Origin of the sequence: Lysobacter firmicutimachus, from assembly GCF_037027445.1 — a bacterium.
GTDB lineage: Bacteria > Pseudomonadota > Gammaproteobacteria > Xanthomonadales > Xanthomonadaceae > Lysobacter > Lysobacter firmicutimachus.
This window is the reverse complement of record NZ_JBANDL010000002.1, coordinates 3,875,270-3,898,182: the sequence shown is the minus strand read 5'-3', so window position 1 is coordinate 3,898,182 and position 22,913 is coordinate 3,875,270. Positions and strand designations below refer to the sequence as shown.

The 22,913-nt window shown below is 68.2% G+C and carries 17 protein-coding genes; 11 read left to right on the top strand and 6 right to left on the bottom strand.

Features of this window, described 5'->3' with window-relative positions; all coding sequences use genetic code 11:
* Positions 1-6: 6 nt before the first annotated feature.
* Both V2J18_RS16860 and V2J18_RS16855 read right to left on the bottom strand, forming a co-directional pair.
* On the bottom strand, positions 7-483 hold the full coding sequence (locus V2J18_RS16860) for a hotdog fold domain-containing protein (protein ID WP_064749796.1): 477 nt from the start codon (positions 481-483) through the stop codon (positions 7-9).
* Between the two features lie 377 nt (positions 484-860).
* Positions 861-3,347 carry an acyl-CoA dehydrogenase gene (locus tag V2J18_RS16855; protein WP_064749797.1) on the bottom strand — a complete coding sequence of 829 codons (2,487 nt, stop codon included), beginning with the start codon at positions 3,345-3,347 and terminating at the stop codon, positions 861-863.
* Positions 3,348-3,693: 346 nt separating this feature from the next.
* On the opposite strand from V2J18_RS16855, the gene V2J18_RS16850 reads away from it, so the two are divergent.
* The 6 genes from V2J18_RS16850 to V2J18_RS16825 all read left to right on the top strand — a co-directional run bounded on the left by V2J18_RS16850 (position 3,694) and on the right by V2J18_RS16825 (position 10,118).
* Complete coding sequence (locus V2J18_RS16850; protein ID WP_064749798.1) at positions 3,694-4,338, top strand: TetR/AcrR family transcriptional regulator; 645 nt, start codon at positions 3,694-3,696, stop codon at positions 4,336-4,338.
* 40 nt (positions 4,339-4,378) lie between these two features.
* Positions 4,379-6,184 (top strand): phosphoenolpyruvate carboxykinase (GTP), encoded by a 1,806-nt coding sequence (locus V2J18_RS16845; RefSeq protein ID WP_336132398.1) that lies wholly within the window; start codon positions 4,379-4,381, stop codon positions 6,182-6,184.
* 340 nt (positions 6,185-6,524) lie between these two features.
* Positions 6,525-7,112: an RNA polymerase sigma factor gene (locus V2J18_RS16840; RefSeq protein WP_064749800.1), complete on the top strand. Its 588-nt coding sequence runs from the start codon at positions 6,525-6,527 to the stop codon at positions 7,110-7,112.
* On the top strand, positions 7,109-7,720 hold the full coding sequence (locus V2J18_RS16835; protein WP_064749801.1) for a hypothetical protein: 612 nt from the start codon (positions 7,109-7,111) through the stop codon (positions 7,718-7,720). Before V2J18_RS16840 ends, V2J18_RS16835 begins: the two co-directional genes overlap by 4 nt.
* A gap of 16 nt (positions 7,721-7,736) precedes the next feature.
* The gene (locus V2J18_RS16830; protein WP_079248358.1) at positions 7,737-8,690 is read left to right on the top strand and encodes a DUF4097 family beta strand repeat-containing protein; all 954 of its coding nucleotides are present in this window, start codon (positions 7,737-7,739) and stop codon (positions 8,688-8,690) included.
* A gap of 165 nt (positions 8,691-8,855) precedes the next feature.
* Positions 8,856-10,118 (top strand): aspartyl/asparaginyl beta-hydroxylase domain-containing protein, encoded by a 1,263-nt coding sequence (locus V2J18_RS16825; protein WP_336132397.1) that lies wholly within the window; start codon positions 8,856-8,858, stop codon positions 10,116-10,118.
* A 123-nt stretch (positions 10,119-10,241) separates the two neighbouring features.
* Here V2J18_RS16825 and V2J18_RS16820 read toward each other — a convergent pair whose 3' ends face one another.
* The 4 genes from V2J18_RS16820 to hslO form a co-directional block, all read right to left on the bottom strand.
* Positions 10,242-13,142, bottom strand: a complete 2,901-nt coding sequence (locus tag V2J18_RS16820; protein ID WP_336132396.1) for a TonB-dependent receptor plug domain-containing protein — start codon at positions 13,140-13,142, stop codon at positions 10,242-10,244.
* A gap of 236 nt (positions 13,143-13,378) precedes the next feature.
* Positions 13,379-16,375: a TonB-dependent receptor plug domain-containing protein gene (locus tag V2J18_RS16815; protein ID WP_064749805.1), complete on the bottom strand. Its 2,997-nt coding sequence runs from the start codon at positions 16,373-16,375 to the stop codon at positions 13,379-13,381.
* Between the two features lie 718 nt (positions 16,376-17,093).
* A complete protein-coding gene (locus V2J18_RS16810; protein ID WP_064749806.1) occupies positions 17,094-17,942 on the bottom strand; it encodes an XOO1806 family protein in 849 nt (282 codons plus the stop codon).
* A 146-nt stretch (positions 17,943-18,088) separates the two neighbouring features.
* Positions 18,089-19,006, bottom strand: a complete 918-nt coding sequence (gene hslO / locus V2J18_RS16805; RefSeq protein WP_064749807.1) for an Hsp33 family molecular chaperone HslO — start codon at positions 19,004-19,006, stop codon at positions 18,089-18,091.
* 273 nt (positions 19,007-19,279) lie between these two features.
* Here hslO and mtgA point away from each other — a divergent pair, with 273 nt between their 5' ends.
* The 5 genes from mtgA to V2J18_RS16780 all read left to right on the top strand — a co-directional run bounded on the left by mtgA (position 19,280) and on the right by V2J18_RS16780 (position 22,901).
* A complete protein-coding gene (mtgA, locus tag V2J18_RS16800; RefSeq protein ID WP_079248359.1) occupies positions 19,280-19,951 on the top strand; it encodes a monofunctional biosynthetic peptidoglycan transglycosylase in 672 nt (223 codons plus the stop codon).
* Between the two features lie 55 nt (positions 19,952-20,006).
* Positions 20,007-21,041, top strand: coding sequence for a glycosyltransferase family 2 protein (locus tag V2J18_RS16795; RefSeq protein WP_336132395.1), 1,035 nt, complete (start codon positions 20,007-20,009; stop codon positions 21,039-21,041).
* Complete coding sequence (locus tag V2J18_RS16790; protein WP_064749808.1) at positions 21,001-21,429, top strand: CBS domain-containing protein; 429 nt, start codon at positions 21,001-21,003, stop codon at positions 21,427-21,429. Before V2J18_RS16795 ends, V2J18_RS16790 begins: the two co-directional genes overlap by 41 nt.
* A gap of 96 nt (positions 21,430-21,525) precedes the next feature.
* Positions 21,526-22,119 (top strand): hypothetical protein, encoded by a 594-nt coding sequence (locus tag V2J18_RS16785; protein WP_336132394.1) that lies wholly within the window; start codon positions 21,526-21,528, stop codon positions 22,117-22,119.
* A gap of 278 nt (positions 22,120-22,397) precedes the next feature.
* Positions 22,398-22,901 carry a hypothetical protein gene (locus V2J18_RS16780; protein ID WP_336132393.1) on the top strand — a complete coding sequence of 168 codons (504 nt, stop codon included), beginning with the start codon at positions 22,398-22,400 and terminating at the stop codon, positions 22,899-22,901.
* Positions 22,902-22,913: the final 12 nt, after the last annotated feature.

Genomic DNA, 22,913 nt, shown 5'->3' with positions numbered 1-22,913 from the left:
GCGGGATCAGCCGCGTTTGGGCTTGGGCGAGACGCGCATCGCGATGCGGGCGCGGAACACCGCGTCGCCGGCGGGATCGGTGACGACGACGTCGACCGGCAGGTCGTAGGCGCTGTCGGATTCGACGATGGGTGCGGCCGGGGTGGCGACGGCGCGGACCGTGCCGACCGCTTTCTTGAGATATTCCACGCTCATGCCGACCGGGATCCAGCGCATCGACCGGGGGATGCTGACGTCGGTCATCACCCCGCCGGTGAGTTCGGCCAGGTTGCACATGGCGATGGCGTGGACGGTGCCGAGGTGGTTGGTGATGGCGCGGCGGTGGCGCATGGTCGCGCTGCAACGGCCCGGTTCGAGGGACTCGAAACGCGGCGAGATGCTGGCGAAGTAGGGCGCCTTGAAGCAGACGGCGCGGCTGAACAGCCAGTGGCCGGCGGGGTAGCGGGTGAGCTTGCGGTAGAGGGCGAGGACGTTGGCGCTCATGGCGGTGGCAGGGCTGGGCTGAATTGAATTGAATTGAATTGAATGATGAAAGAGGCGGATGGCTTCCGGACGTCGATCCCGCTAGGGCATGAATCCAGCGGCTCTATCGCGAGATGGCTTTGAAGGCTCGGGGTCCTCCCTTCGCGAGGATGACGGTAGACGGGATGTGCGCGCGGCTGGATCTGGACTCCGCCGAGGCATGATCGTTCCGGATGCCGGATGCCGGATGCCGGATGCCGGATGCCCAAATCCCAAATCCCAAATCCCAAATCCCAAATCCCTAATCCCTAATCCCTAGTCCCTAGTCCCTAGTCCCTAATCCCTAATCCCATATCGAAAACGGCGGCCCCAGGCCGCCGTTTTCGGTTCCGCAAGGCTTACGCCGCCGCGCGGGTATCGCCGTGATGGCCGCCGTCGTCGGCGTAGGGCTTGTAGCCCGCCGAGCGCAGTTCCGCGGCGTCGAAGTCGTCGACGCTGATGGTGTCGATGGTCATCTCGCGCAGTTCTTCCAGCTGTTTGCGCTCCTCGGCGGTGATCCAGCCTTCGCGCACGCCTTCGTCGAGCTGGCTGGCGAAGTCCAGCGCCTGGATGTCGCTGTTCTTCAGCGCCTTGAGGAACTTGCGCTCGACCGGCTCGGCCAGGATCACCTTCTGCAGGTAGCTGTTGATGCGGCCGGCCGGGTTGTTCGCGCAGGGGGTGGTGAACACGCCCTCGGCGAGGCGGTCGCGGGCGTCGTTGGGCGACATCAGCAGCGACGCGGCGCGGTGGCCGAGGCGGTCGCTCGGCGCCTGGGCGCGGCGGCCCCAGGGGAAGATCAGCGCCCACAGCAGCCAGCCGACCGGACGGATCGGGAAGTTGCGCAGCGCGCCGGACAGGGCCAGTTCGATCTTGTGCACGGCATCGTGGAAGGCCCAGGCCAACAGCGGCTGGTCGCCGGCCGGACGGCCCTGGTCCTCGTAGCGCTTGAGCATGCTGCTGGCGATGTACAACTGGCTCAGCACGTCGCCCAGGCGGCCCGACAGCGACTCCTTGAACTTCAGCTTGCCGCCGAGCAGCAGCATCGAGGTATCGGCCATCAGCGCCAGAGTCGCCGAGTAGCGGTTGAGCTTGCGGTAGTAGCGGCGGGTGTAGGTGTCGCCCGGGGCGGCACCGAGCTTGGCGCCGGTGATGCCGAACCACCAGCTGCGCACCGCGTTGGAGATCGCGAAGCCGATGTGGCCGAACAGGTTCTGGTCGAACTCGCGCAGCGCCTGCGCCTTGTCCGGCAGCATCGCCGCCTTCATTTCCTTGAGCACCCACGGGTGGCACAGGATCGCGCCCTGGCCGAAGATCATCAGCGAGCGGGTCATGATGTTGGCGCCTTCGACCGTGATCATGATCGGCAGCGCCTGCCAGTTGCGGCCGGCGTAGTTCTTCGGACCGAGGATGATGCCCTTGCCGCCGTGGATGTCCATCACGTCGGTGGCGACTTCGCGCGCCATCTCGGTGCAGTGGTACTTGGCGATGGTCGAGGGCACGGCCGGGTTTTCGCCGCGTGCGACCGCGGCCGCGGTGGCCTGCGACAGCGCGCTGATCGCATAGGCCTTACCGGCGATGCGGGCCAGCGCTTCCTCGACGCCTTCGAAGCGGCCGACCGACAGGCCGAACTGCTTGCGGATGCGGGCGTAGGCGCCGGTCACGACCGCGCCCATCTTGGCGCCGCCGCTGCCGGAGGAGGGCAGGGTGATCGAGCGGCCGATCGACAGGCATTCGACCAGCATCTGCCAGCCCTTGCCGGCATAGGCTTCGCCGCCGATCAGCTGGCTCAGCGGGATGAACACTTCCTTGCCGTGAATCGGACCGTTCTGGAAGGTGCAGTTGAGCGGGAAGTGGCGACGGCCGACTTCGACCCCGGCGGTGTCGCGCGGCAGCAGGGCCAGGGTGATGCCGATGTCGCGCTTGTCGCCGATCAGGCCGTCCGGGTCGTACATGCGGAAGGCCAGGCCGATCAGGGTCGCGACCGGGGCCAGGGTGATGTAGCGCTTATCGAAGGTGAGCTTGACGCCGACCACGCGGGCGCCGTTCCAGTCGCCCATGGTGACGATGCCGTAGTCTGGAATCGAGGTCGCGTCGGAACCGGCCCAGGGGCCGGTCAGGCCGAAGCAGGGCACTTCGCGGCCGTCGGCCAGGCGCGGCAGGTAATGCTCCTTCTGCTCCTTGGTGCCGTAGTGCATCAGCAGCTCGGCCGGGCCCAGCGAGTTGGGCACGCCGACGGTGGAGCTGACCACGCTCGACACCGAAGCCAGCTTCTGGATCACCTTGTGGTTGGCCAGCGCCGAGAAGCCCAGGCCGCCGTATTCCTTCGGGATGTTGAGGCCGAAGAACTTGTTCTTCTTGACGAAGTCCCACAGCGCCGGCGACAGGTCCGCATCGATGTGCGTGATCTGCCAGTCGTTGGTCATCTTGCACAGCTCTTCGGTCGGGCCGTCGAGGAAGGCCTGCTCCTCGGCGGTCAGCTCCGGCTTGGGCTGCGACAGCAACTGCTGCCAGTCCGGCTTGCCCGAGAACAGCTCGCCTTCGAAGCCGACCGTGCCGGCCTCCAGCGCGGTGCGCTCGGTTTCCGACAGCGGCGGCAGGATCTTGGTGTAGAAGCCGAGCAGCGGCTTGGTGATCAGCGGCAGGCGGATCTGCGGGATCAGCAGCGGCACCGCGATCAGCGCGACCAGCACCGCGGCGACGACGGTCGCGGTCGGATTGGCGCCGAGCAGGTAACAGCCGACCAGCACGGTGGCGGTCAACGCGGCCCAGACCGGCAGACGGAGGCGGTGGTAGGCGGCGATGGCGCCGACGAGAAGGAAGGCAAGGAAGGGGATCGCGATACTCATGGCGGCGCTCCGGAGGATGCGGCTAAGACTCAAGCTAGTCGGATGCGCGTGACGCCGGCGGCGATGGCGGGACCGGCCTCCGTGCGGCGCCCCGGCATTCAAACGCTGGCATCAAACGCGTAACATACGGCCGAGTATGGAATCGCGTTTCTGAGCTGTCAACCGGGCGCGGGATTGGGGAGTGGGGATTGGGGGATTCGTGCGCGGCGGCCGGAAGGGCGTGGGGTTTCTGAATGGGACTCGGGCTTTTGCTTGAACGAATCCCGAATCCCAAATCCCTACTCCCGTCGCTTTTGCTGCACTGCGTACTGTTCCCGACCATGGCGTATGGTTAAACTTGTCATCCATGAGCCAGACCGCCCCGACCAAGCCCGAGCCGAAGCTCGACACGACCGCCGCGACCGAGTCCAAGGCCGAGGCGAAACCCGAGCGCAGCGGACGATTGAGCGCCGACGATTGGGCGCAGGCCGCCCTCGATCTGATCGCCGAACAAGGCGTCGCGGCGGTGGCGGTGGAGCCGCTGGCGCGCCGGCTCGGCGTCACCAAGGGCAGCTTCTACTGGCACTTCCCCTCGCGCGATGCGCTGCTGGTGGCCGCGCTCGAGCGTTGGGAAAAAGTCGAGCAGGAAACCGTGTTCGGCCAGCTCGAACCGATTCCGGACCCGCGCCAGCGCCTGCGCTCGCTGTTCCACCTCGTCGCGCACGAGGTCAAGTCGCACATCATCTATTCCGAGTTGCTCAAGGCGCTGGATCATCCCGCCGTGCAGCCGGTGATCGGCCGCGTTTCCGAACGCCGCCTGGATTACCTCACCGCTTCCTTCCGCCAGGCCGGCCTCAGCCGCACCGATGCGCAGCATCGCGCCCGCCTGCTCTACGCCGCCTACGTCGGCTTCCTGCAGCTGAACCTGCAGCTGCACCAGACCCGCATGCAACACGACGAATTCGAGGCCTATGTCGAGCACATGATGGCCACGCTCATTCCGTCGTCGTAAACAAGTTTCCCTATCGTTTCCCCGGCTGGAGAGCAATGCCGTGAATGCCAATTTGAAAGATCCCGCCCCCGCGACTGCCGTGCCGGGGAGCGCGGGCAGTTCGTTGCCGGCCCTCAATCACTGGGTGGCGCAGGTCGCCGCGCTGACTCGTCCGGACAAGATCCACTGGTGCGACGGCAGCGATGCCGAGAACGAAGCGCTGATCGCGCAGATGCTTGCCGACGGCACTCTGGAAAAGCTCAATCAGGACACTCATCCGGGCAGCTATCTGCACCGCTCGCATCCCGACGACGTCGCCCGCGTCGAGCACCTGACCTTCGTCTGCACCCGCGAACGCGACGACGCCGGCCCGAACAATCACTGGATGGCGCCGGCCGAAGCGCACGCCAAGATGGACGCGCTGTTCGACGGCTGCATGCAGGGCCGCACCCTGTACGTGATCCCGTACTGCATGGGCCCGATCGACTCGCCGCTGGCGCGTTGCGGCGTGGAGATCACCGATTCGCCGTACGTGGTCGCCAACATGCGGGTGATGACCCGCATGGGCGCCGCGGCGCTCGCGCGCATCGAGCGCGGCGATTCGTTCGTGCGCGGCCTGCATTCGATCGGCGAGCTCGACCCGGAGCGCCGTTTCATCATGCATTTCCCCGACGAACTGACGATCAAGTCGTTCGGCTCGGGCTACGGCGGCAACGCCCTGCTCGGCAAGAAGTGCCACGCCCTGCGCATCGCCTCGCACCAGGCGCGCCAGGAGGGCTGGCTGGCCGAGCACATGCTGATCGTCGGCATCGAGAACCCGCAGGGCGAGACCCATTACGTCGCCGCGGCGTTCCCGTCGGCCTGCGGCAAGACCAATCTGGCCATGCTGATTCCGCCGGAAGGCTACCGCCAGGCCGGCTGGAAGGTGTGGACGGTCGGCGACGACATCTGCTGGATGCGTCCGGGCGCCGACGGCCGCCTGTACGCGATCAACCCGGAAGCCGGCTACTTCGGCGTCGCGCCGGGCACTTCGGCCAAGTCCAACCCGAACGCGCTCCAGTCGATCCAGAACAACACCATCTTCACCAACGTCGGCGTCACCGCCGACGGACAGCCGTGGTGGGAAGGCCTGGACAACGGCCAGACCCCGGTCACCGACTGGCGCGGCAACGCCTATGACGCCGCCAAGGGCCCGGCCGCGCATCCCAACGCGCGCTTCACCGTCTCGGCCAAGCAGTGCCCGAGCTACTCGCCGGAAGCCGAGAACCCGGCCGGCGTGCCGATCTCGGCGATCGTGTTCGGCGGCCGCCGCGCCTCGCTGGTGCCGCTGGTGTTCGAGGCCCGCGACTGGACCCACGGCGTGCTGGTCGGCGCCGCGATGGGCTCGGAAACCACCGCCGCCGCGACCGGCGCGGTCGGCGTGATGCGCCGCGACCCGATGGCGATGAAGCCGTTCTGCGGCTACAACTTCGCCGACTACTTCGGTCACTGGCTGTCGTTCGACCAGGCCGGCGCCCAGCTGCCCAAGGTCTTCCACGTCAACTGGTTCCGCAAGGGCGACGACGGCAAGTTCCTGTGGCCGGGCTTCGGCGACAACCTGCGCGTGATCGAGTGGATGATCGGCCGGGTCAAGGGCGAGGCCGGCGCCAGCGAAACGCCGATCGGTCACCTGCCGAAGGCCGGCGACCTCAATCTCGACGGCGTCAGCCTGAGCGAGGAGGCCCAAGCCAAGTTGTTCGGCTTCGACCACGCCGGCTGGAGCGACGAATTCGACAGCATCGGCGAGTACCTGCGCGAGTACGGCCCGCGCATGCCGCAGGCGCTGCACGACGAGCAGCAGCGCATCGCGGCCGCGCTGAAGGGCTGAGCGAGCGATGGCCGAAGTCTGCCTCTCCCGCGTGCGGCGGGGGTGAGCGCTCCCTTCTCCCGCGAGCGGGAGAAGGTGGCCCGAGGGGCCGGGTGAGGGCGAGCGGGCGGCTGTGGTCGAGATGCCGCTGCGCGGGTTTGCCCTCACCCCAACCCTCTCCCACAAGCGGGAGAGGCGCTTAAGCCGAGCCGCAGTTGCCTTCTCCCGTTTGCGGGAGACGATGGCCCGAAGGGCCGGATGAGGGGAGGGCGCGCGGGTTGCGGCGGCCGAGCCGGCGGGCTGCGTTGTTCCGCTGCGAATGCGCTTAAACCCTGAGTCCCGGCCCCGCATCGGACTCAGTATGCTGACCGCCGTGACCGACTCCCTACCCGATTTCGCCGCCCCAGCCGAGGCCGACGACGACCGCGCACTGGTGGCGGCGGCCGCGTCCGGCGGCGTGGCCGCCTTCGAGACGCTGTACCGACGCCACGCCGGCCGGGTCCATGGCGTGATCGCGCGCCTGGTCGGCCACGCCGGCGCCCGCGCCGAGGATCTGACCCAAGAAGCCTTCGTGCGCGCCTGGCAAGCGCTGCCGACCTTCCGCTTCGAGTCGGCCTTCGGCACCTGGCTGCACCGGCTGGCGGTCAACACCGCCCTGATGGAACTGCGCGGGCGCCGCAGCCGGCCACTGGAAGACAACGACGAAGACGCCTTCGACGGGATCGGCAGTGCCGACTCCGCCGGTCACGTCACCGCGCTGTCGATGGACCTGGAGCGGGCGGTCGCGACCCTGCCGCCGCGGGCCCGCGCGGTGCTGGTCCTGTACGACGTGGAAGGCTGGAAACACGAGGAGATCGCCGCCGAACTGGGCATGGCGGTCGGCAGTTCCAAGGCGCAATTGCATCGCGCGCGCGGCCTGCTGCGCGCGCGGCTCGGAGAACAGGCATGAACGAGCAGCTTCCCCCGTCCAACCCGTCGGCGCGCGATGTCGACCTGTCCGACGCGCTGCGCTGGCAACTGCGCGCGATGCGCCGCGACCAGCCGCCGGCCGCCGACCTGTGGCCCGGCATCGCGGCCCGGCTCGGTCCGCAGCAGGCGATGGGCGTGGAACCCGCCGCGGCGCCCGCACCGGCGGCGCAGGCCGACACGGTCGTAGTGCTGCCGCGTCGCGAACGCGACGGGCGCTCGCGCTGGATGGCGCCGGTCGCGCTGGCGGCAGGCGTCGCCGCGTTGGCGATCGGTATCGCCGCGCACTTCCGCGCTCCGGACGCGGGTCCGGGCGAAGCCGGTCTGGCCGCGCAGAGCGGCGCGCCGGCCAGCCTGGTCCAGCGCGAAGCCGACGGCATGACCCGCCAGTACCAGGCGGCGCTGCAGGAAATCGCCCCGGCGACGCGTCAGTCCGGCGAACTGCAGCCGGCGTTCGACGAGCTCGACCGCAACGCGGCGCTGATTCTCGACGCGCTCGCCCACGACCCCGATTCGCGGCTGCTGCTGGAGCAACTGCGCCGCACCTACGCACGACGCCTCGCGCTGGCCCAGCGCGTGGCCTACACCTGATCCCAGGAGGACGCTCATGTCTCATGTCCCTACTTCGTTCCGCCGCGTTCTCCGCGCCCGCACCGCGTTCGGCTTGCTGAGCCTGGCTTTGGCCGCGGCGATGCCGGCGCTGGCGGCGACGCCGATCAACCAGAGCCGGCCGCTGGACCCGCTGGGCAGCGTCGAAATCGACAACGTCAAAGGCCTGATCCAGGTGCGGGTCTGGGACCGGCCGGAGGTCAAGATCGAAGGCAGCCTGGGCGAAGGCGTGGAAAAGCTCGAGATCGAAGGCGACCGCCAGCAGCTGTCGATCAAGGTGCGCTACCCCAACCGCGGCAGCGGCATGGGCTTCCTGGTCGGCGGCGGCGACAGCGGCGAGCCGACCGAATTGCGGGTGACCGTGCCGCTGCAGGCCAAGCTGGAGATCGACGCGGTCTCGGCCACGGTCGACGTCAACGGCGTGGCCTCGCGCGAGCTCAGCATCGACAGCGTCAGCGGCGACGTCACCGTCGCCGGCGCGCCGCGCGAGGCCGAGATCGACAGCGTCAGCGGCGACCTGCGGCTGACCCTCAACAGCCGCAAAGTATCGGCGCAGACGGTCAGCGGCGATCTCAGCCTGCGCGGCCGGCTCGGCGGCGAGGTCGACGTGGAAACCGTGTCGGGCAAGATCGACCTGGCCACGCACCAGTCGCAGCTGAGCAAGCTGTCGGGCAATTCGGTGTCCGGCGACCTGCGCGCCAATGTCGCGCTGGCGCAGGGCGGCGAAATCTCGCTGGAAACGGTTAGCGGCGACGTGCGCCTGACCCTGCCGCGCAGCCTCTCGGCGACCGTGCGCGGACAGAGCTTCAGCGGCGACCTGGAAGCGCCGGACGCGCAGATCCAGCGGCCCAAGCACGGCCCGGGCTCGAGCTTCGAGCACCGTTACGGCAGCGGCAGCGGCAAGGTCCGCATCGAGACCTTCTCCGGCGACGCGAGGCTGGACTTGAACTGAGCCGCACCGGTCGCGTCCACGGCCGGCGGGCGGCAAGCGATCCTCGGGCATGAACGGCGGGCAGGCGCGGCGACGCGCCTGCCCACCGCTTTTTTGCGCGGACCGCGCCACGCGGCGCGTCGGTCGCGGTATGTTGCGCCGATATCCACCGGGGTGGGGCCGCACTTGAGCCAACAGATCGATCAACTGGTCCAGGCCGCCGGCCTGGCCTCGCGCGCGGGACGCTGGCAGGAGGCCGAGCGGCTGTGGCAGCAGATCCGCGCACTGGCGCCGCAGCATCCGCAGGCGCTGTACAGCCTGGGCATCCATGCGCTGCAGCGCGGCGATGCCGGCGCCGCGGTCGAGCTGCTGCAGGCCGCGCACCGCGCCGCGCCGAACGACCCGATGATCCTGCTGTCGCTGGGCATGGTGCAGCGCGAGCGCGGCGACGCGCAGGCCGAATGGGAGGCGATCGGCGCCGCGCTGACGCTGGACCCGTATTTCCTCGCCGGGCTGCTAGCCAAGGCCGCTTATCTGGAGCGCCATGGGCGCGCGCGCGAAGCCGCGCAGGCTTACAAGAACGCGCTCACCGTGGCGCCGCCGGAGCCGCACTGGCCGGACATGCTGCGCCAGCAGCTCTCGCACGCCAAGGCGCGGGTCGGGCAGTTTCAGGACGAGTTCGCCGAGTTCCTCGCCCATCGCGTCGGCGGCCCGCGCGCGGCGCTGGAGGCCGGGGCGCTGGGGCGCTGGGACGAAGCCGCGTCGATCATGGTCGGACGCAGCAAGCCCTACCATTCCGACAGCAACCAACTGTACGTACCGCGGCTGCCGGCGATCCCGTTTTACGACCGTGCCCGGTTCCCCTGGGTGCCCGAGCTGGAGGCGCGCACCTACGACATCGTGCGCGAGATGCGCGAAGTGCTGCGCAACGAGCAGGCCGAGTTCACGCCCTACATCGAGTACCAGCCCGGCGATCCGGTCAATCAGTGGCGCGAGCTCAACCACTCGCGCCGCTGGAGCACCTACAAGCTGTGGAGCTACGCCCAGCCGGTGCACGAGCACCTGCAGCGTTGTCCGCAGACCCGCGCTGCGCTGGAAGCGGTGGAGATGGCGCAGATCGCCGACGTCTGCCCGAACGCGATGTTCTCGGCGCTGGCGCCGCATACCCATATCCCGCCGCATCACGGCGAGACCAATGCCCGCCTGGTGGTGCATCTGCCGCTGATCGTGCCGGAAGGCTGCAGCTACCGGGTCGGCTACGAGCGCCGGCAATGGACGGTCGGCGAGACCTTGATCTTCGACGACTCGATCGAGCACGAAGCGCGCAACGACAGCGACGAACTGCGCGTGGTGCTGATCTTCGACGTGTGGAACCCGCTGCTGTCGCTGGCCGAGCGCGACATGGTCGACGCGATGATGCGCGCGCACCGGGAATTCCTGACCGGCTGAAGTTCAGGGGGGAGCAGGAGACGGGAAGAGCCGACCTGCCGATCCCGAATCTCCAATCCCGGCAACAAAGAAAAAAAGGCGGGCCGAAGCCCGCCTTCAAATCGACTCGGATCGTCGTTCTTATCAGAAGCGCATGGTCAGGCCGAGGGTGTAGTAACGGCCCAGGGTGTCGTAGTACTGCGGGAAGGTGTTGCCGCTGTTGAAGCCGGTGCTGCCGATGTTGCTGCCCACGACCGGCGGCTTCTTGTCGGCGATGTTGTTCACGGTGAGGTTGATGCGCGCGTTCCACGGCAGTTCGTAGGCCATGGTCAGATCGAAGTAGTCGTACGCATCGATCGAGGTGTAGGCCGGGAACCATTCGATCGGGCCCGGCTCGACGTCCACCGAGCTCAGGTGACGCCAATTCATGCCCAGCTCGAAGTCCTTGATCGACCACACCGCGCGGAAGTTCGACTTGTAGTCGTACACGATGCCGGCGATGACGTTGCACGAGACGCCGTAGACGCCGAGGCAGTCGTGCTTGGCCACGGCCGGGTCGCCCTGGTAGTCGTACTTGTCGGTCTTGGTCAGATCCAGCGAGAAGTCCAGGCGGCCCCACTCGTTGGCCAGCGGGAGGCCGTAGCGCACGCCCAGATCCCAGCCGCTGGTGGTGATGCGGCCCTTGTTCGAGCGGTCCAGGAACGGACCGCGCGCTTCGCCGTTGAGCGAGCCGTCCTGCGATTCGCGTGCGCCGATCATCAGCTGGCACATCGGGTGGCTGACGCTGAGGGTCGGATTGAACTCCTGGCTGTAGCAGCCGAACAGCGCGTCGCCGAGCACCGGACGGGTGATCGCGTCCTTGATGTCGATCTTCCAGTAGTCCAGGGTGATCGACAGGTCCTGCACCGGCTGCCACACCAAGCCCAGGGTCTGGGTGTCGGCCTTTTCCGGGCCCAGGATCGGGTTGCCGCCGACGAAGGCGTTGGCCTGGCCGGCGCTCGGCTCTTCCACGCCGCCCTGCGAGTTGAGGATCGCCTGCGGCACGCCGGTGGCCACGCAGAGCTGGCCGACGGGGCCGTTGATGCCGCCGTGCTTGGCCAGCTCGGACGCCTGGCAGGGGTCGACCGCGGTGTTGTCCAGGCCGGTCACGACCGGCTGGAACAGCTCGTTGACGTTCGGGGCGCGGGTCGCGCGCTGGAACATGCCGCGGAAGCGCAGCTGTTCGATCGGCGCCCACTCCAGGCCGTACTTGTAGCTGCCGTAGTCGGTGTCGGTCTGGCCGGACTTGAACTGGCTATGACGATAGCCGGCTTCGAAGTTCAGCGACTGCGCGCCGGTCTTGCCGCTGATGATCGGGATGATGGTTTCGACGTAGGCTTCGCGCAGGGTGAAGCTGCCGTCGACGTCCGGGTTGGCGCCGCCGGAACCCTGCACTTCGTTCTGGTCGCGCGAGGCCGCGTCGGCCTTGTTCATGGCCTCGACCTTACGGCCTTCCAAGCCGAACGCGACGCCGATCGGGTAATCGGCCCACGGGCTCTTGAAGCTGTCGCCGAGGTCGCCGTTGACCGAGCCGGACCACACTTCCTGCTCGACGCGCTGGGTGGCGAAGGTCAGCACTTCGAGGAACTTCTTCGAGTCCTTGCTGATCGTGCCTTCCAGACCCCACAGGTTCAGCGGCACGCAGCCGCCGCTCGGATCGACGCAGTTGATGCCGTCGGTCGACAGCAGCGCCTGCTGGGTGCGGGCCTTGGACAGGAAGCCGGCCGACACGGTCAGCTGATCGGCTTCGCCGTGCGACCAGTAGGCGTCGTAGCGCCAGTTGTCGTTGATGTCGCCGCGCAGACCGATGGTGGCTTGGAAGACCTTGTTCTGGAAGTCGGTCGAACGGGTGCCCAGCTCGGTGGTGCGGCGGTTGAGCGTGGTGCTGACCACGCCGGCGCTGCCGACCGAGCACGGACCGCCGGTCACGCCGAAGGTCGAGCACAGCTGCTGACGGGCCGGTTCCGGGATCAGCGGGTTGCCGATGCCGACATTGAAGCGGCCGCCGAACAGGCCGCCCGGGGCGATCTGCGAGAACACGTTGGAGCGGGTGTAGAGCAGCTGGGTGTAGGCCTCGGCGTGCTCGTTGATCTCGTAGCGGCCGAGCGCGGTGGCCTGCCAGCGGTCCAGCGCGGTCTGGTTGAAGTTGTACGGGTTGTAGTTGAACGGCACCGTCTGGCCGGTGAAGCGGCCGGTGGCGGGATCGATCTGGCCGAGGACGCCGGCACGGGTCGGAATGCCGGTGCCGGAACCGCCCTCCGAGCCGTCGGTGGAGTCGAGGTTGAACTCGGAGAAGCCGCGCGAACCCTGCAGCAACGGGTCGTTGTCGGTCTTGCCCAGGCTCAGCACGAAGTTGCCGCGGCCGTCGTCGAGGTTCATGCCCATCGTGACGGTGGTGTTGCGGCGGTCGGCGTCCTGCTTGCTCGACTGGCCGTAGCTCGAGTTGACCTCGATGCCTTCGAAGTTGCGCTTGAGCACGAAGTTGACCACGCCGGCGACCGCGTCGGCGCCGTACACGGCCGAGGCGCCGCCGGTGACCAGGTCGACGCTTTCGATCAGCGCGACCGGGATGACGTTGGTGTCGACCACGCCGAACAGGTTGAACGGCACCACGCGGCGGCCGTCCATCAGCACCACGGTGCGGTTGTCGCCGAGGCCGCGCAGGTTGATGGTCGCGCCGCCGTTGGAGCCGTTATTGGTGCCCGGGCCGATCGAGGGCACGGCGCCCGGCACGACGCGCAGGAAGTCTTCCGCGGCCACCGGCTGATTACGGGCGATTTCCTCGCGATCGACGGTCATCACCGGGCTGTTGGTGGTCAGGCCCGGAATCGAAATGCGGCTGCCGGTGACCTGGATGCGGTCGAGGGTGGTGGCTTCTTCGGACGCGGCCGGCGCGGGCGCCGGGGTGTCCTGGGCGGCGGCCAGGCCGGTACCGGCGAGGCTGGTGGCGCCCACGCACAACGCGAACACGATCGCGTCGCGCAGCTTGGTGGTCTTCAGGGTCATCTCTCTCTCCAAGTGTCCTGAACGAACGAATCCCGTATGGGGGCCGGCCAAGGGGCGTGAAAAAACAGGCCTAAATTGGCAAAGCCGCGTCGATAGTAGACGTCTTGGCGAGGTAATTAAAGTGTTGTTAAGAGCGAATTCGAGTCGCTTGCGGTTTTGAGACCAAGTGCCTAAGGCACAAAAAAAAACACGGCCCCCGAGGGGGCCGTGTTCATGTTGCGATGCCGCCGTGTTGCTTAGAAGCGCTGCTGGTACTTGAAGTACACGAAACGGCCGATGTCGAAACCGCCGTAGTACGCATAGCCCGAGTTCGGGTTGTCGTAGTTCGGAGCGGCGTAGTGCTCGAACACGTTGTTGGCGCCGACCGCGATGGTGGCATTCCACGGCGCGTTGAAGCGGACCTGCATGTCGTGGAAGGTGTTGGAGCCCAGCTCGTTCTTCGGCGAGATGTTGCCGTTGAACTCCGGAGCGGTGTAATCCGGCAGCGAGCAACGGTCGTCGAAGCTGCAGTCTTCCTTCACGCCGGAGTAGTAGCGCATGCCCCAGGTGAAGCCCCACGGACCCTTGTCCCAGCTCAGGTTCAGGTTCGAACGCAGGCGGAAGAAGCCGCCGAAGCCGTTCTGCTGCGACGGCTCGGCCTGGCCCAGCACGTCGGTCTGCAGCTCGTTCTTGACCGTGTAGCTGTTCAACCAGGCGACGCCGAAGCGGCCCCACTGCGTGTCGAGACGGTAGTTGACGTCGAAGTCGAAGCCTTCGACCTCGTTGTAACCCACGTTGATCGGCGCGAACACGAAGTTGGTGATGCGGCCGGTGATCGGATCACGGGTGAAGCGCGAGCGCGACGGATCCTGTTCGGCGTTGCAGCGGAAGGTGATGCCGCGGGTATAGCAGTCGTCCAGCACCTGGGTCGGGCTGTCGGCGGTGATCGCGTTCTCGATCTTGATGTTCCACCAGTCCAGCGACAGGTTCAGGTTCTCGACGAAGTCCGGGCTCCACACCACGCCCAGGGTCTTGGAGGTCGAGGTTTCCGGAACCAGGCGATCGTTCGAACCGGACAGGAACGGGGTGTCCGTCTGGAAGTTCGGACGCGGAGCGAAACCGCTCGGCTGGGCCGCCGACTGGCGGAAGCCGGCCGGAACGCGCAGACGCGGATCCGGGTTGGCAACGCAGACCGCGGTGCCACGCGCGTCGCCGAACAGCGAGTCGCAAGCGTCGGTGTAGAACGAGAAGCTCTGGCTCTGGCCACCGTACAGGTCGGCGATGGTCGGGGCGCGGAAGCCTTCCGACCAGGTGCCACGGACCAGCAGCGAGTCGATCGGCTTCCACTTGAAGCCGAACTTGCTGTTGGTGGTATTGCCGAAGGTGTCGTAGTCGGAGTAGCGGGTCGCGACGTTGAAGGTCAGTTCCTTCGCGCCGGTGACGTCGGCCAGCACCGGGATCTGCAACTCGGCGTAGAACTCGTCGAGGCTGTAGCCGCCGCCGGTCGGGCCGCTGGCCAGATCGGTGGAGCCGCCGCTCTGCGACAGGCCGTCCGGCGAGAAGAAGCCGCTTTCCTTACGGTGCTCGTAACCCACGGCCAGGCTCAGATCGCCGGCCGGCAGGGTGGCGATCGCGCCGCTCAGGTTGACGAAGTAGTTCTTGGTTTCGGTCTCCGACACGGCCTGGCCCGGCTGATACAGGTAAGCCTGCACGTTCGGGTCGTTCAGGCCGTTCTGGCCGGCATAGCCGAACGGCAGCAGCGGGTTCCACGGGGTGCACTGGCCGGCCTTGTTGCCGAGCGGAATCGGCGCGCCCGGCGTGCCGCACTGGACCTGGCCCTGGGCGTTGAGGAACGACGGACCGACCGCAGCGCGCACGTTGGCGACGTTGAGGTTGCCGGTGCTGATCTGCACGCCCTTGTTCTGGTTGTACAGGTAGCCGGCGTCCCAATCCCAGATCCGCTCGCCGACTTCGAACGAGCCGCTGAAGGTGCCGGTGAAGCGGTAGGTGGTCAGGCTGTTGCGGACTTCACGCGGCACTTCCCAGCCGCGGCGCACGAAGTGCACGAAGGTCGGGGTCTGACCGGCCGGCATGGTGCCGGCGGCGACGGCCTGGTTGCCGACCGGGTTGAAGTAGCTGTCCACCGACATCGGGGTGTTGAAGCCCGGCGGCAGCACGGCCGACTGGTACGGATAGCCGGCGTTCTGAGCGAACGATTCGCGATCCGTGTACAGCATGTCGGTTTCGAAGCGCAGCCAATCGGTGATGTCGTAGCTGGCGTTGACGAAGAGCGACTTGCGCTCGATGCCGCTATAGACGGTCGACTGCGAGGACGGCAGCGAGACGTCCGAGCTGTTGCGGGCGCGGAAGTTGGCGGCGTTGCGCGGATCCAGGCCCGGAATTTCGCGGCGCAGGAAGCGCGGCGCGCCCAGCACCGGGGTGCCGTTGGGATTCAGGGCGCCGGTCGGGATCAGCAGCGCGCCCCACTGGGTGGTGCTGGAGAAGAAGAAATCGCGCGGCTCGCTCTTCGGGCCGGTCGGGGCGCCCGCCTGCGAGAACCAGCGGTCGCGCGCCCACACCGGATCTTCCTTCGAGTACTCGGCGCCGACGGTGATCGAACCGCGGTCGCCGGTGAAGCCGATCAGGAAGTCGTAGTTCTGGCGGGTGCCGTCGCCTTCGCCGTACTGGCCCATGTAGGCGTTGGCTTCGGCGCCTTCGAAGTTCTTGCGGGTGATGATGTTGATCACGCCCGCGATCGCGTCCGAACCATAGATGGTCGACGCGCCGTCCTTCAGGATTTCGATGCGCTCGACCAGGGCCGAGGGGATCGAGGCCACGTCCTGCAGACCGTCGTTGGTCGCGCCGAGGCGCTTGCCGTTGACCAGCACCAGGGTGCGGTTGGCGCCGAGGTTGCGCAGGTCGATGTAGTAGCCGCCGACGGCTTCGCCCGAGCTCAGCGGGGCGGTGCGGCTGATCGCCGGCGAGCCGGCCGCGGTGATGTTCTGCAGGATGTCGGCGACCGACTTGAAGCCCTGCTTCTCGATTTCGGCGCGGCTGATCTGCAGGACCGGCGCGGCGGTTTCGATGTCGACCTGGCGGATGCGCGAACCGGTCACTTCGACGCGATCGAGCGTGGTCGCTTCCTTGCTTTCGGTTTCCTGGGCGAAAGCGACGCCGGTGCCGACCAGGGCGGTGCTACCCACCGCGAGCGCGAATGCAATCGCGTCGCGGAGCTGGGTGGTCTTGAAGGTCATTTCTCTCTCTCCGAGTCTGTTTTGTATTACCCGTGGACTCGCTGGGTGGGGCAAATAGGCACACCAAATCCAGCAAGCTCGCCGGATCGTAACTGCACACTTCGGAAAATTAAAGTGTTGTTAAGCGTCGCAGATTGTCGATTTGCGGCATTCGTGTGAGCGATTCGTGCAAAGTGAATCGGCAAACAGGTCGCTAGATAAAAGATGAATAGGGAGTTAGGGTGGTGAAAATTGCGTTCAGACCCAGAAATGGCGCCTGAATGCAATCCATTCTCGTCGGGCGAGGGGCTTTGCTGAATCGGGCGATCCGTTGGCCGGGCCGGCGCTGTCGCGGAGGCGGCGGTCCCGAGTGCCGGCTGGGCGCGGGTCCGGGCGAGGCGATCTATAGCGGGGTGCCCGATGCGCGCTATGGGCCGGTCGGTGCCTGCGGGCGCGCTGAGAATTCGGCCGTGGAAGGGGGCGGATGCGGTCGGGTCGTGCCGTCGTCCCCGGCGCGATCCCCACGGCGGCTGGGCTCATTCGCCGCCGCAACGGCGTGGTCGGCAGGAGGCGGGGCGCGGCTTCGAGTCGAGCGGGTTGGCCGTGGCGCCGCTGCGCATGCGTCGTCGGGCGCCACCAGGGCGCTGGCGCCCGGAATGTCCGCCAGATCGGCACGGCAGTGCTGCCGTCCACTTATATAAGGATGCTGACCGAAGATGCGCCGCGAGCGGCGTCGGACTTACAGGTCTTGTTCGTAACGGACGTAGGGCACGGTGCCCTCGTCCTTGTCGCCGTTGCCCGGCGCGAACGGGTTCTTGCCGCGGGTCACGACGTTTTCGGCGCCGACGGTGAGCTGGCCGCTCCATGGGGTGCGCCAGGTCAGGCCGACGCCCAGGCCTTCCCACTGGCCGGGCTGCGGGGTGTCGACTACGCGGCCGATGATGTTGGCGGTGAAGTTGCCGATGCCGGCGCCGATGCTGAGGCTCTTGCTGCTCCAGCGGTCGGCCACGCTGGGTACTTCGCCGGCGGGGATCAGTCGTGCGTGCGCCAAGGTGCCGCCGATCGAGACCATGGCCTCGCGGCCGATGTTCTTCTGGGCGTAGACGGTGAGGGTGTTCTGGTCGACCCGGCTGGTGCGGCTGTTGGGGCTGAGCCAGGCCGGCAGGGTATCGCGGCCGCTGCCGATGCTCACGCCGACCCGGCCGCCGGGGCGGTTGAGGCTGGCGCCGGCGGAAAGCTGGCGGTTGTCGTCGCCGTCGTCGTCGACGGCCGCGAGCAGGCAGTGATTGGCGAGGTTGCCGATCGCGCCGGCCAGGCCGGTCTTGCGGTCGCAGACCAGGCCGAGGCCGTCGCCGGCATCGAGGCCGAGGGCGGCGTCGAAGGAATTGTTGCCCAGCTTCCAGCGTCCTCCGGCCTGCTTGGCCGGTTCCAGCTGCAACAGATACTCCAGCTTGCCGTTGTTCTGATTCCAGACCGGCAGATAGGTGGTCTCCGCGCGCTTGCCCGGCAACGCCTGTGCGTGCGCACCCGACACCGCGCCGAAGGCGAGCGTCAGGGCAAGCGACAATGGGCGCAGGAGCTTGAGCATGGATCTCGCAGTGCGTGGACCGACCGTTATGACCGGATGAAGCCGGCCGAAGTTCCCCGTTAGGCGACTCCGACTATAGTCGGTTTATGTTTATTTAACAATCCGATAGGGGTCCCAAATCTCGGATCCGCCAGACCGTTCGTCGCTCACTGCAGGCGGTGCGGCGCCTCGACCTCGGCCGCGGCGGCGGCGAACAGGCCGGCGATCTGGTCCTGGTCGAAGCGGTAGCTTTGGCCGCAGAACTCGCAGCGGACCCGGGCTTCGCCCTCGGCTGCGGCGGCGTCGGCCTCTTCGCGGCCGAGCGAGACCAGCATGGCCTCGACCCGCTCGCGCGAGCAGGAGCAGGCGAAGCCCAGCGGCTTGCCGCCGAGCACCTGGACCCCGTCTTCGTGGAACAGCCGGGTCAGCAGGGTGGCGGTCGGCAACGCCAGCAGTTCGCCGGCGCGCAGGGTGTCGAACAGCGCTCCGACCCGAGCCCAGCCGTCGTCGTCGCCCTGGTCGCCGGGCAGCTTCTGCAGCATCAGGCCGGCGGCCTGGTGTTCGTCGGCGGCCAGCAGCAGCCGGGTCGGGAGCTGTTCGGACTGGCGGAAATAGCCTTCGAAGGCGCCGGCGAGGGAGTCGGATTCGAGCGCGACCAGGCCCTGGTAGCGGACCGGCTCGCGGCCGTGCAGGCCGGGATTTTCGATGGTGATCGCCAGCATCGCCTCGGAGCCGAGTTCGCGCAGGTCGCGCGAGACCGCGCCGCCGTCCTCGGCCAGTTGGACGATGCCGCGCAGGGTGCCGGCGGAGGTGCACTCGGCGAACAGGGTGCGCAGGGCGCCGTCGCCGCGCAACTGCACGGACAGGCGGCCGTCGACTTTGGCGTGGCCGGTGAACAGGGCGGCCGCCGCGGCGGCTTCGCCCAGCAGTTCGGCCGCCGCGGCCGGGTACTCGGCGCGTTCGCGGATCTGCCGCCAAGTGTCGTGCAGGTGGACGCGCACGCCGCGGACCCCGGCGCCCTCGATCATGAAGCGGGTCAGGCGGTCGCGGTCGTCGGCGGGGGCGGCGGTCTGGGAATCGGTCATCGTCGTGGTCTCGAGCGCGCGAAGCGGCCCCGGCTGCGAATGCGGGCGCGGCTTCGCGGATAATGCGCGCGTTCTGGTGGGCGTTTTGAGTGAAAGGGGGGCAAGCATGCCGACGCGATCGGTACCGAAGGCAACGAGGCGGGCGGGCCGTGTCGCCACCACAGTGGGGGCGGAGGCGTGCCGGTGCAAGACTTGACCTCCCCGGTGCCGGACCCCGGGACTGCCGTCGTCCCGCCGCGGCCGCGCCGGTTGCGGCGTTGGCTGCGCTGGTTGATGGCGCTGCCGTTCTTGTTCGCGCTGGCCTCGATCCTGCAGGTCGCGACCCTGCGCTTCGTCGACCCGCCGCTGTCGGCGTTCATGCTGATCCGCCAGTTCGAAGCCTGGGGCGAGGGCGATCTCGGTTTCCGCATCGCCTACGACTGGCGCGACCTGGACGAAATCTCGCCGAACCTGCCGGTGGCCCTGGTCGCGGCGGAGGACCAGAACTTCGCCGAGCATTTCGGCTTCGACCTCAAGGCGATCGAGAAAGCGCGCAAGAACAACGCCCGCGGCCGCAAGGTCCGCGGCGGCAGCACGATCAGCCAGCAGACCGCCAAGAACCTGTTCCTGTGGAGCGGCCGCAGCTGGGTGCGCAAGGGCATCGAGGCCTGGTACACCCTGCTGATCGAGACCCTGTGGCCCAAGCGCCGGATCATCGAGGTCTACGCCAACATCGCCGAGTTCGGCGACGGCGTATACGGCGCCCAGGCGGCGGCGCGCACCTATTACCGCAAGGACGCGGCGCGGCTGGCGCCGGCCGAGGCCGCGCGCATGGCCGCGGTGCTGCCCAACCCCAAGCGCTACAGCATCTCCCGGCCGGGGCCCTATGTGCAGCGGCGGGCCGGCGCGATCCAGCGCCAGATGCGCTACATCGGCGGCGACGGCTACCTCAAGCGGATCGAATGAGGGCAGCCGTGCCGATCACGTTCCGCAACGCGACCGCGCGGCTACTATGCGCGGCATGAATCGCGAACGCGTCACCGTCGTCCTGGCCGCCTTCGAGGAGGAGCAGAGCCTGCCGCTGCTGCAGCCGCGCATCGCCGCGGCGCTGGACGTCCTGGCCGCCGACGGCATCGACGGGCGCGTGCTCTACGTCGACGACGGCAGCCGCGACCGCACGTGGGCGCTCCTGCAGGAGTTCGCCGCACGCGATCCGCGCATCGCCCTGCTGCGCCTGTCGCGCAACTTCGGCAAGGAGGCGGCGCTGACCGCCGGCCTGGACCGGATCGACGAGGGCGCGGCGCTGATCCTCGACGCCGACGGCCAGGACCCGCCGGAGCTCATCCCGCAGTTCGTGGCGCTGTGGCGTCGGGGCTACGACGACGTTTACGGCACCCGCATGGAGCGCGAAGGCGAGGGCTGGCTCAAGCGCAGCACCGCGCATGCCTTCTACCGGGTGATCGGCCGGCTTTCGCGCACTCCGATTCCGGCCGATACCGGCGACTTCCGCCTGCTTTCGCCGCGCGCGCTGGATGCGCTGCGCCAGCTGCGCGAGCGGCACCGCTTCATGAAAGGCCTGTTCGGCTGGGTCGGCTACAACCGCATCGCCCTGCCTTACCACCGCGAGGCGCGGATGGCCGGAGCCAGCAAGTTCAATCTGTGGCGGCTGTGGAACCTGGCGCTGGAAGGCATCACCAGTTTCTCCACCGCGCCGCTGCGCCTGGCCACCTATCTCGGCCTGGCCACGGCCCTGGTCGCGTTCGCGTTCGGCGCCAAGGTGGTGCTGAAGGCGCTGTTGTTCGGCGACCCGGTGCAGGGCTGGCCGACGATGATGGCGGTGATCCTGTTCCTGGGCGGGGTGCAGCTGATCGCGCTCGGCCTGATCGGCGAGTACCTGGGCCGGCTGTACGAGGAATCCAAACAGCGGCCGCTGTACCTGATCGACACCTGGCAGCCCGCGCCAGGAGTATGCTCGGAACCGAAGCGGTTTCCCCAGCGTGCGGAAGGAGACGGCCATGCGCACGGTACGACAGTTGTTGGAGGCGAAAGCCCCTGAGATCCACGCCATCGGGCCCGACGCGCCGGTGATCGACGCGATCCGGCTGATGGCCGAGAAACGCATCGGCGCGGTGCTGGTGATGGAGGGGCCGCGGCTGGCCGGGATCCTGTCCGAGCGCGACTACGCGCGCAAGATCGTGCTGCAGGGGCGCTCGTCGGCGGACACGCCGGTGCGCGCGATCATGACCGCCGAGGTGGTGGTGGTCGGGCTCGGCGACAGCGCCGACCACTGCATGCAGGTGGTGACCGAACGGCGCATCCGCCATCTGCCGGTGATCGATGCGGGCCGGGTGGTCGGGGTGGTGTCGATCGGCGACCTGGTCAAGGCGGTGATCGAAGACCAGCAGCTCGAACTCGACCAACTGCAGCGCTACATCGTCAGCTGAGCGCGGCCGCGGCGGCGCCCCTTGCCGCAGAGCGCGCGCATTCGACTATGCTGCGCGGCGGCGACGTTTCGTCGCATGCCCGAGTGAAGGATCACCATGCGTTCCAGTCGTTTCGTTGTGCTGCGGTCGTCGTTGGCCGCCCTGGCCGTTGCCCTGGCCGCGTGTTCGCCGTCGGCCTCGGAACCGGCCGCGGCCGCGGTCAAGCCTGCCGCGGCGCAGCCGGCTCCCGCCCCGCCGCCGGCGCGTCCGGCACAGGCCAGCGTCGCCGCCGACGGCCAGCGCGTCGACGTGGTCACGGCGATCCGCGCGTTCCCGATCGCGATCGCCGAGGTGTTCGACGGCCGCGCGCGCAAGATCGACCGGGTGACGATCCTGGGCCAGGAGGACAAGGGCGAACGCTTCGATCTGCTGCTGCGCATCGAGGGCGCCAGCGATCCCAAGGCCGAGGGCGGGCGGTGCCGCGACGGCCGCGAGGTGGTGTTGCGCACTCTGGCGTTCGACGCCAACGACAACCAGGTCAGCGGCAGTCACGACTTGGAGTCCTGCCTCAAGCGCACTCGCTTGGTCGCCGAGCGCCGCGAGGGCGACCGGGTCGAATACGACCTCGAACATACCTACGCCGAAGGCGATACCTGGCCGGTCTATCTGGTCTACGACCTGCGCCATCCGGGCGCGGACATCACGATGTAACGCGGGCCCGGCTTGCGCGGCAGCGGCGCCGCCGGCGTCCGGCGCGGTCGCAGGGTGTCCGGTTTCGCGCGCCGGGCCGTGAGGCGACGGGGCTGCGGCCCTGGCTTTAGTGAAGGACCGCCATGAATCGATGCTCTTTCCTTGCCGTGCGCATGCCGGTCGCGGCCTGCCTCGTCGCCGCCATGCTGGGATGCCAGCCGGCGGACGCACCACCGGAGACGACCGGCCGCGCGCCCGCAGCGACGCCGACGCCGGCGCCGCCGTCGCATCCGCGGCCGATGGCGCCACAGGACGCCGGCCCCAAGCCGCTGCCGGCGCGACGCGCGCAACAACGCCCGGCGCAGGTCGGCATCGCCGCCGATGGTGGGAGTCTGCAGATCGCGACCGCGGTGCGCACGTTTGCGCTGCCGATCGATCAGATCTTCGCCGATCCGGTGCGGCGGATCGAACGCGTCGCGATCCTGGGCCAGGAAGACCGCGGCGAGCGTTTCGACCTGTTGCTGCGCGTCGAAGCCTCTAGCGATCCGGACGCCGAGCGCGGGCGCTGCCGCAAGGGCCGCGAGGTGACGCTGCAGAACCTGGCGTTCGACGCCCAAGGCGGCACGGTCGGCAACTCGGCGGTGATCGTGTCCTGCCTGAATCGGATTCGCCTGGCGGGCGAACGGCGCCTGCGCGATGGGCGTACCGAGTACGCGCTTAGCCAGCGGTTGCCCGATGGCAGCCACATGGAAGCGAACTTGGTCTACGACCTGTCCCATCCGGGTGGAGACACCGAACTGTAGCCGGCGCCGCGC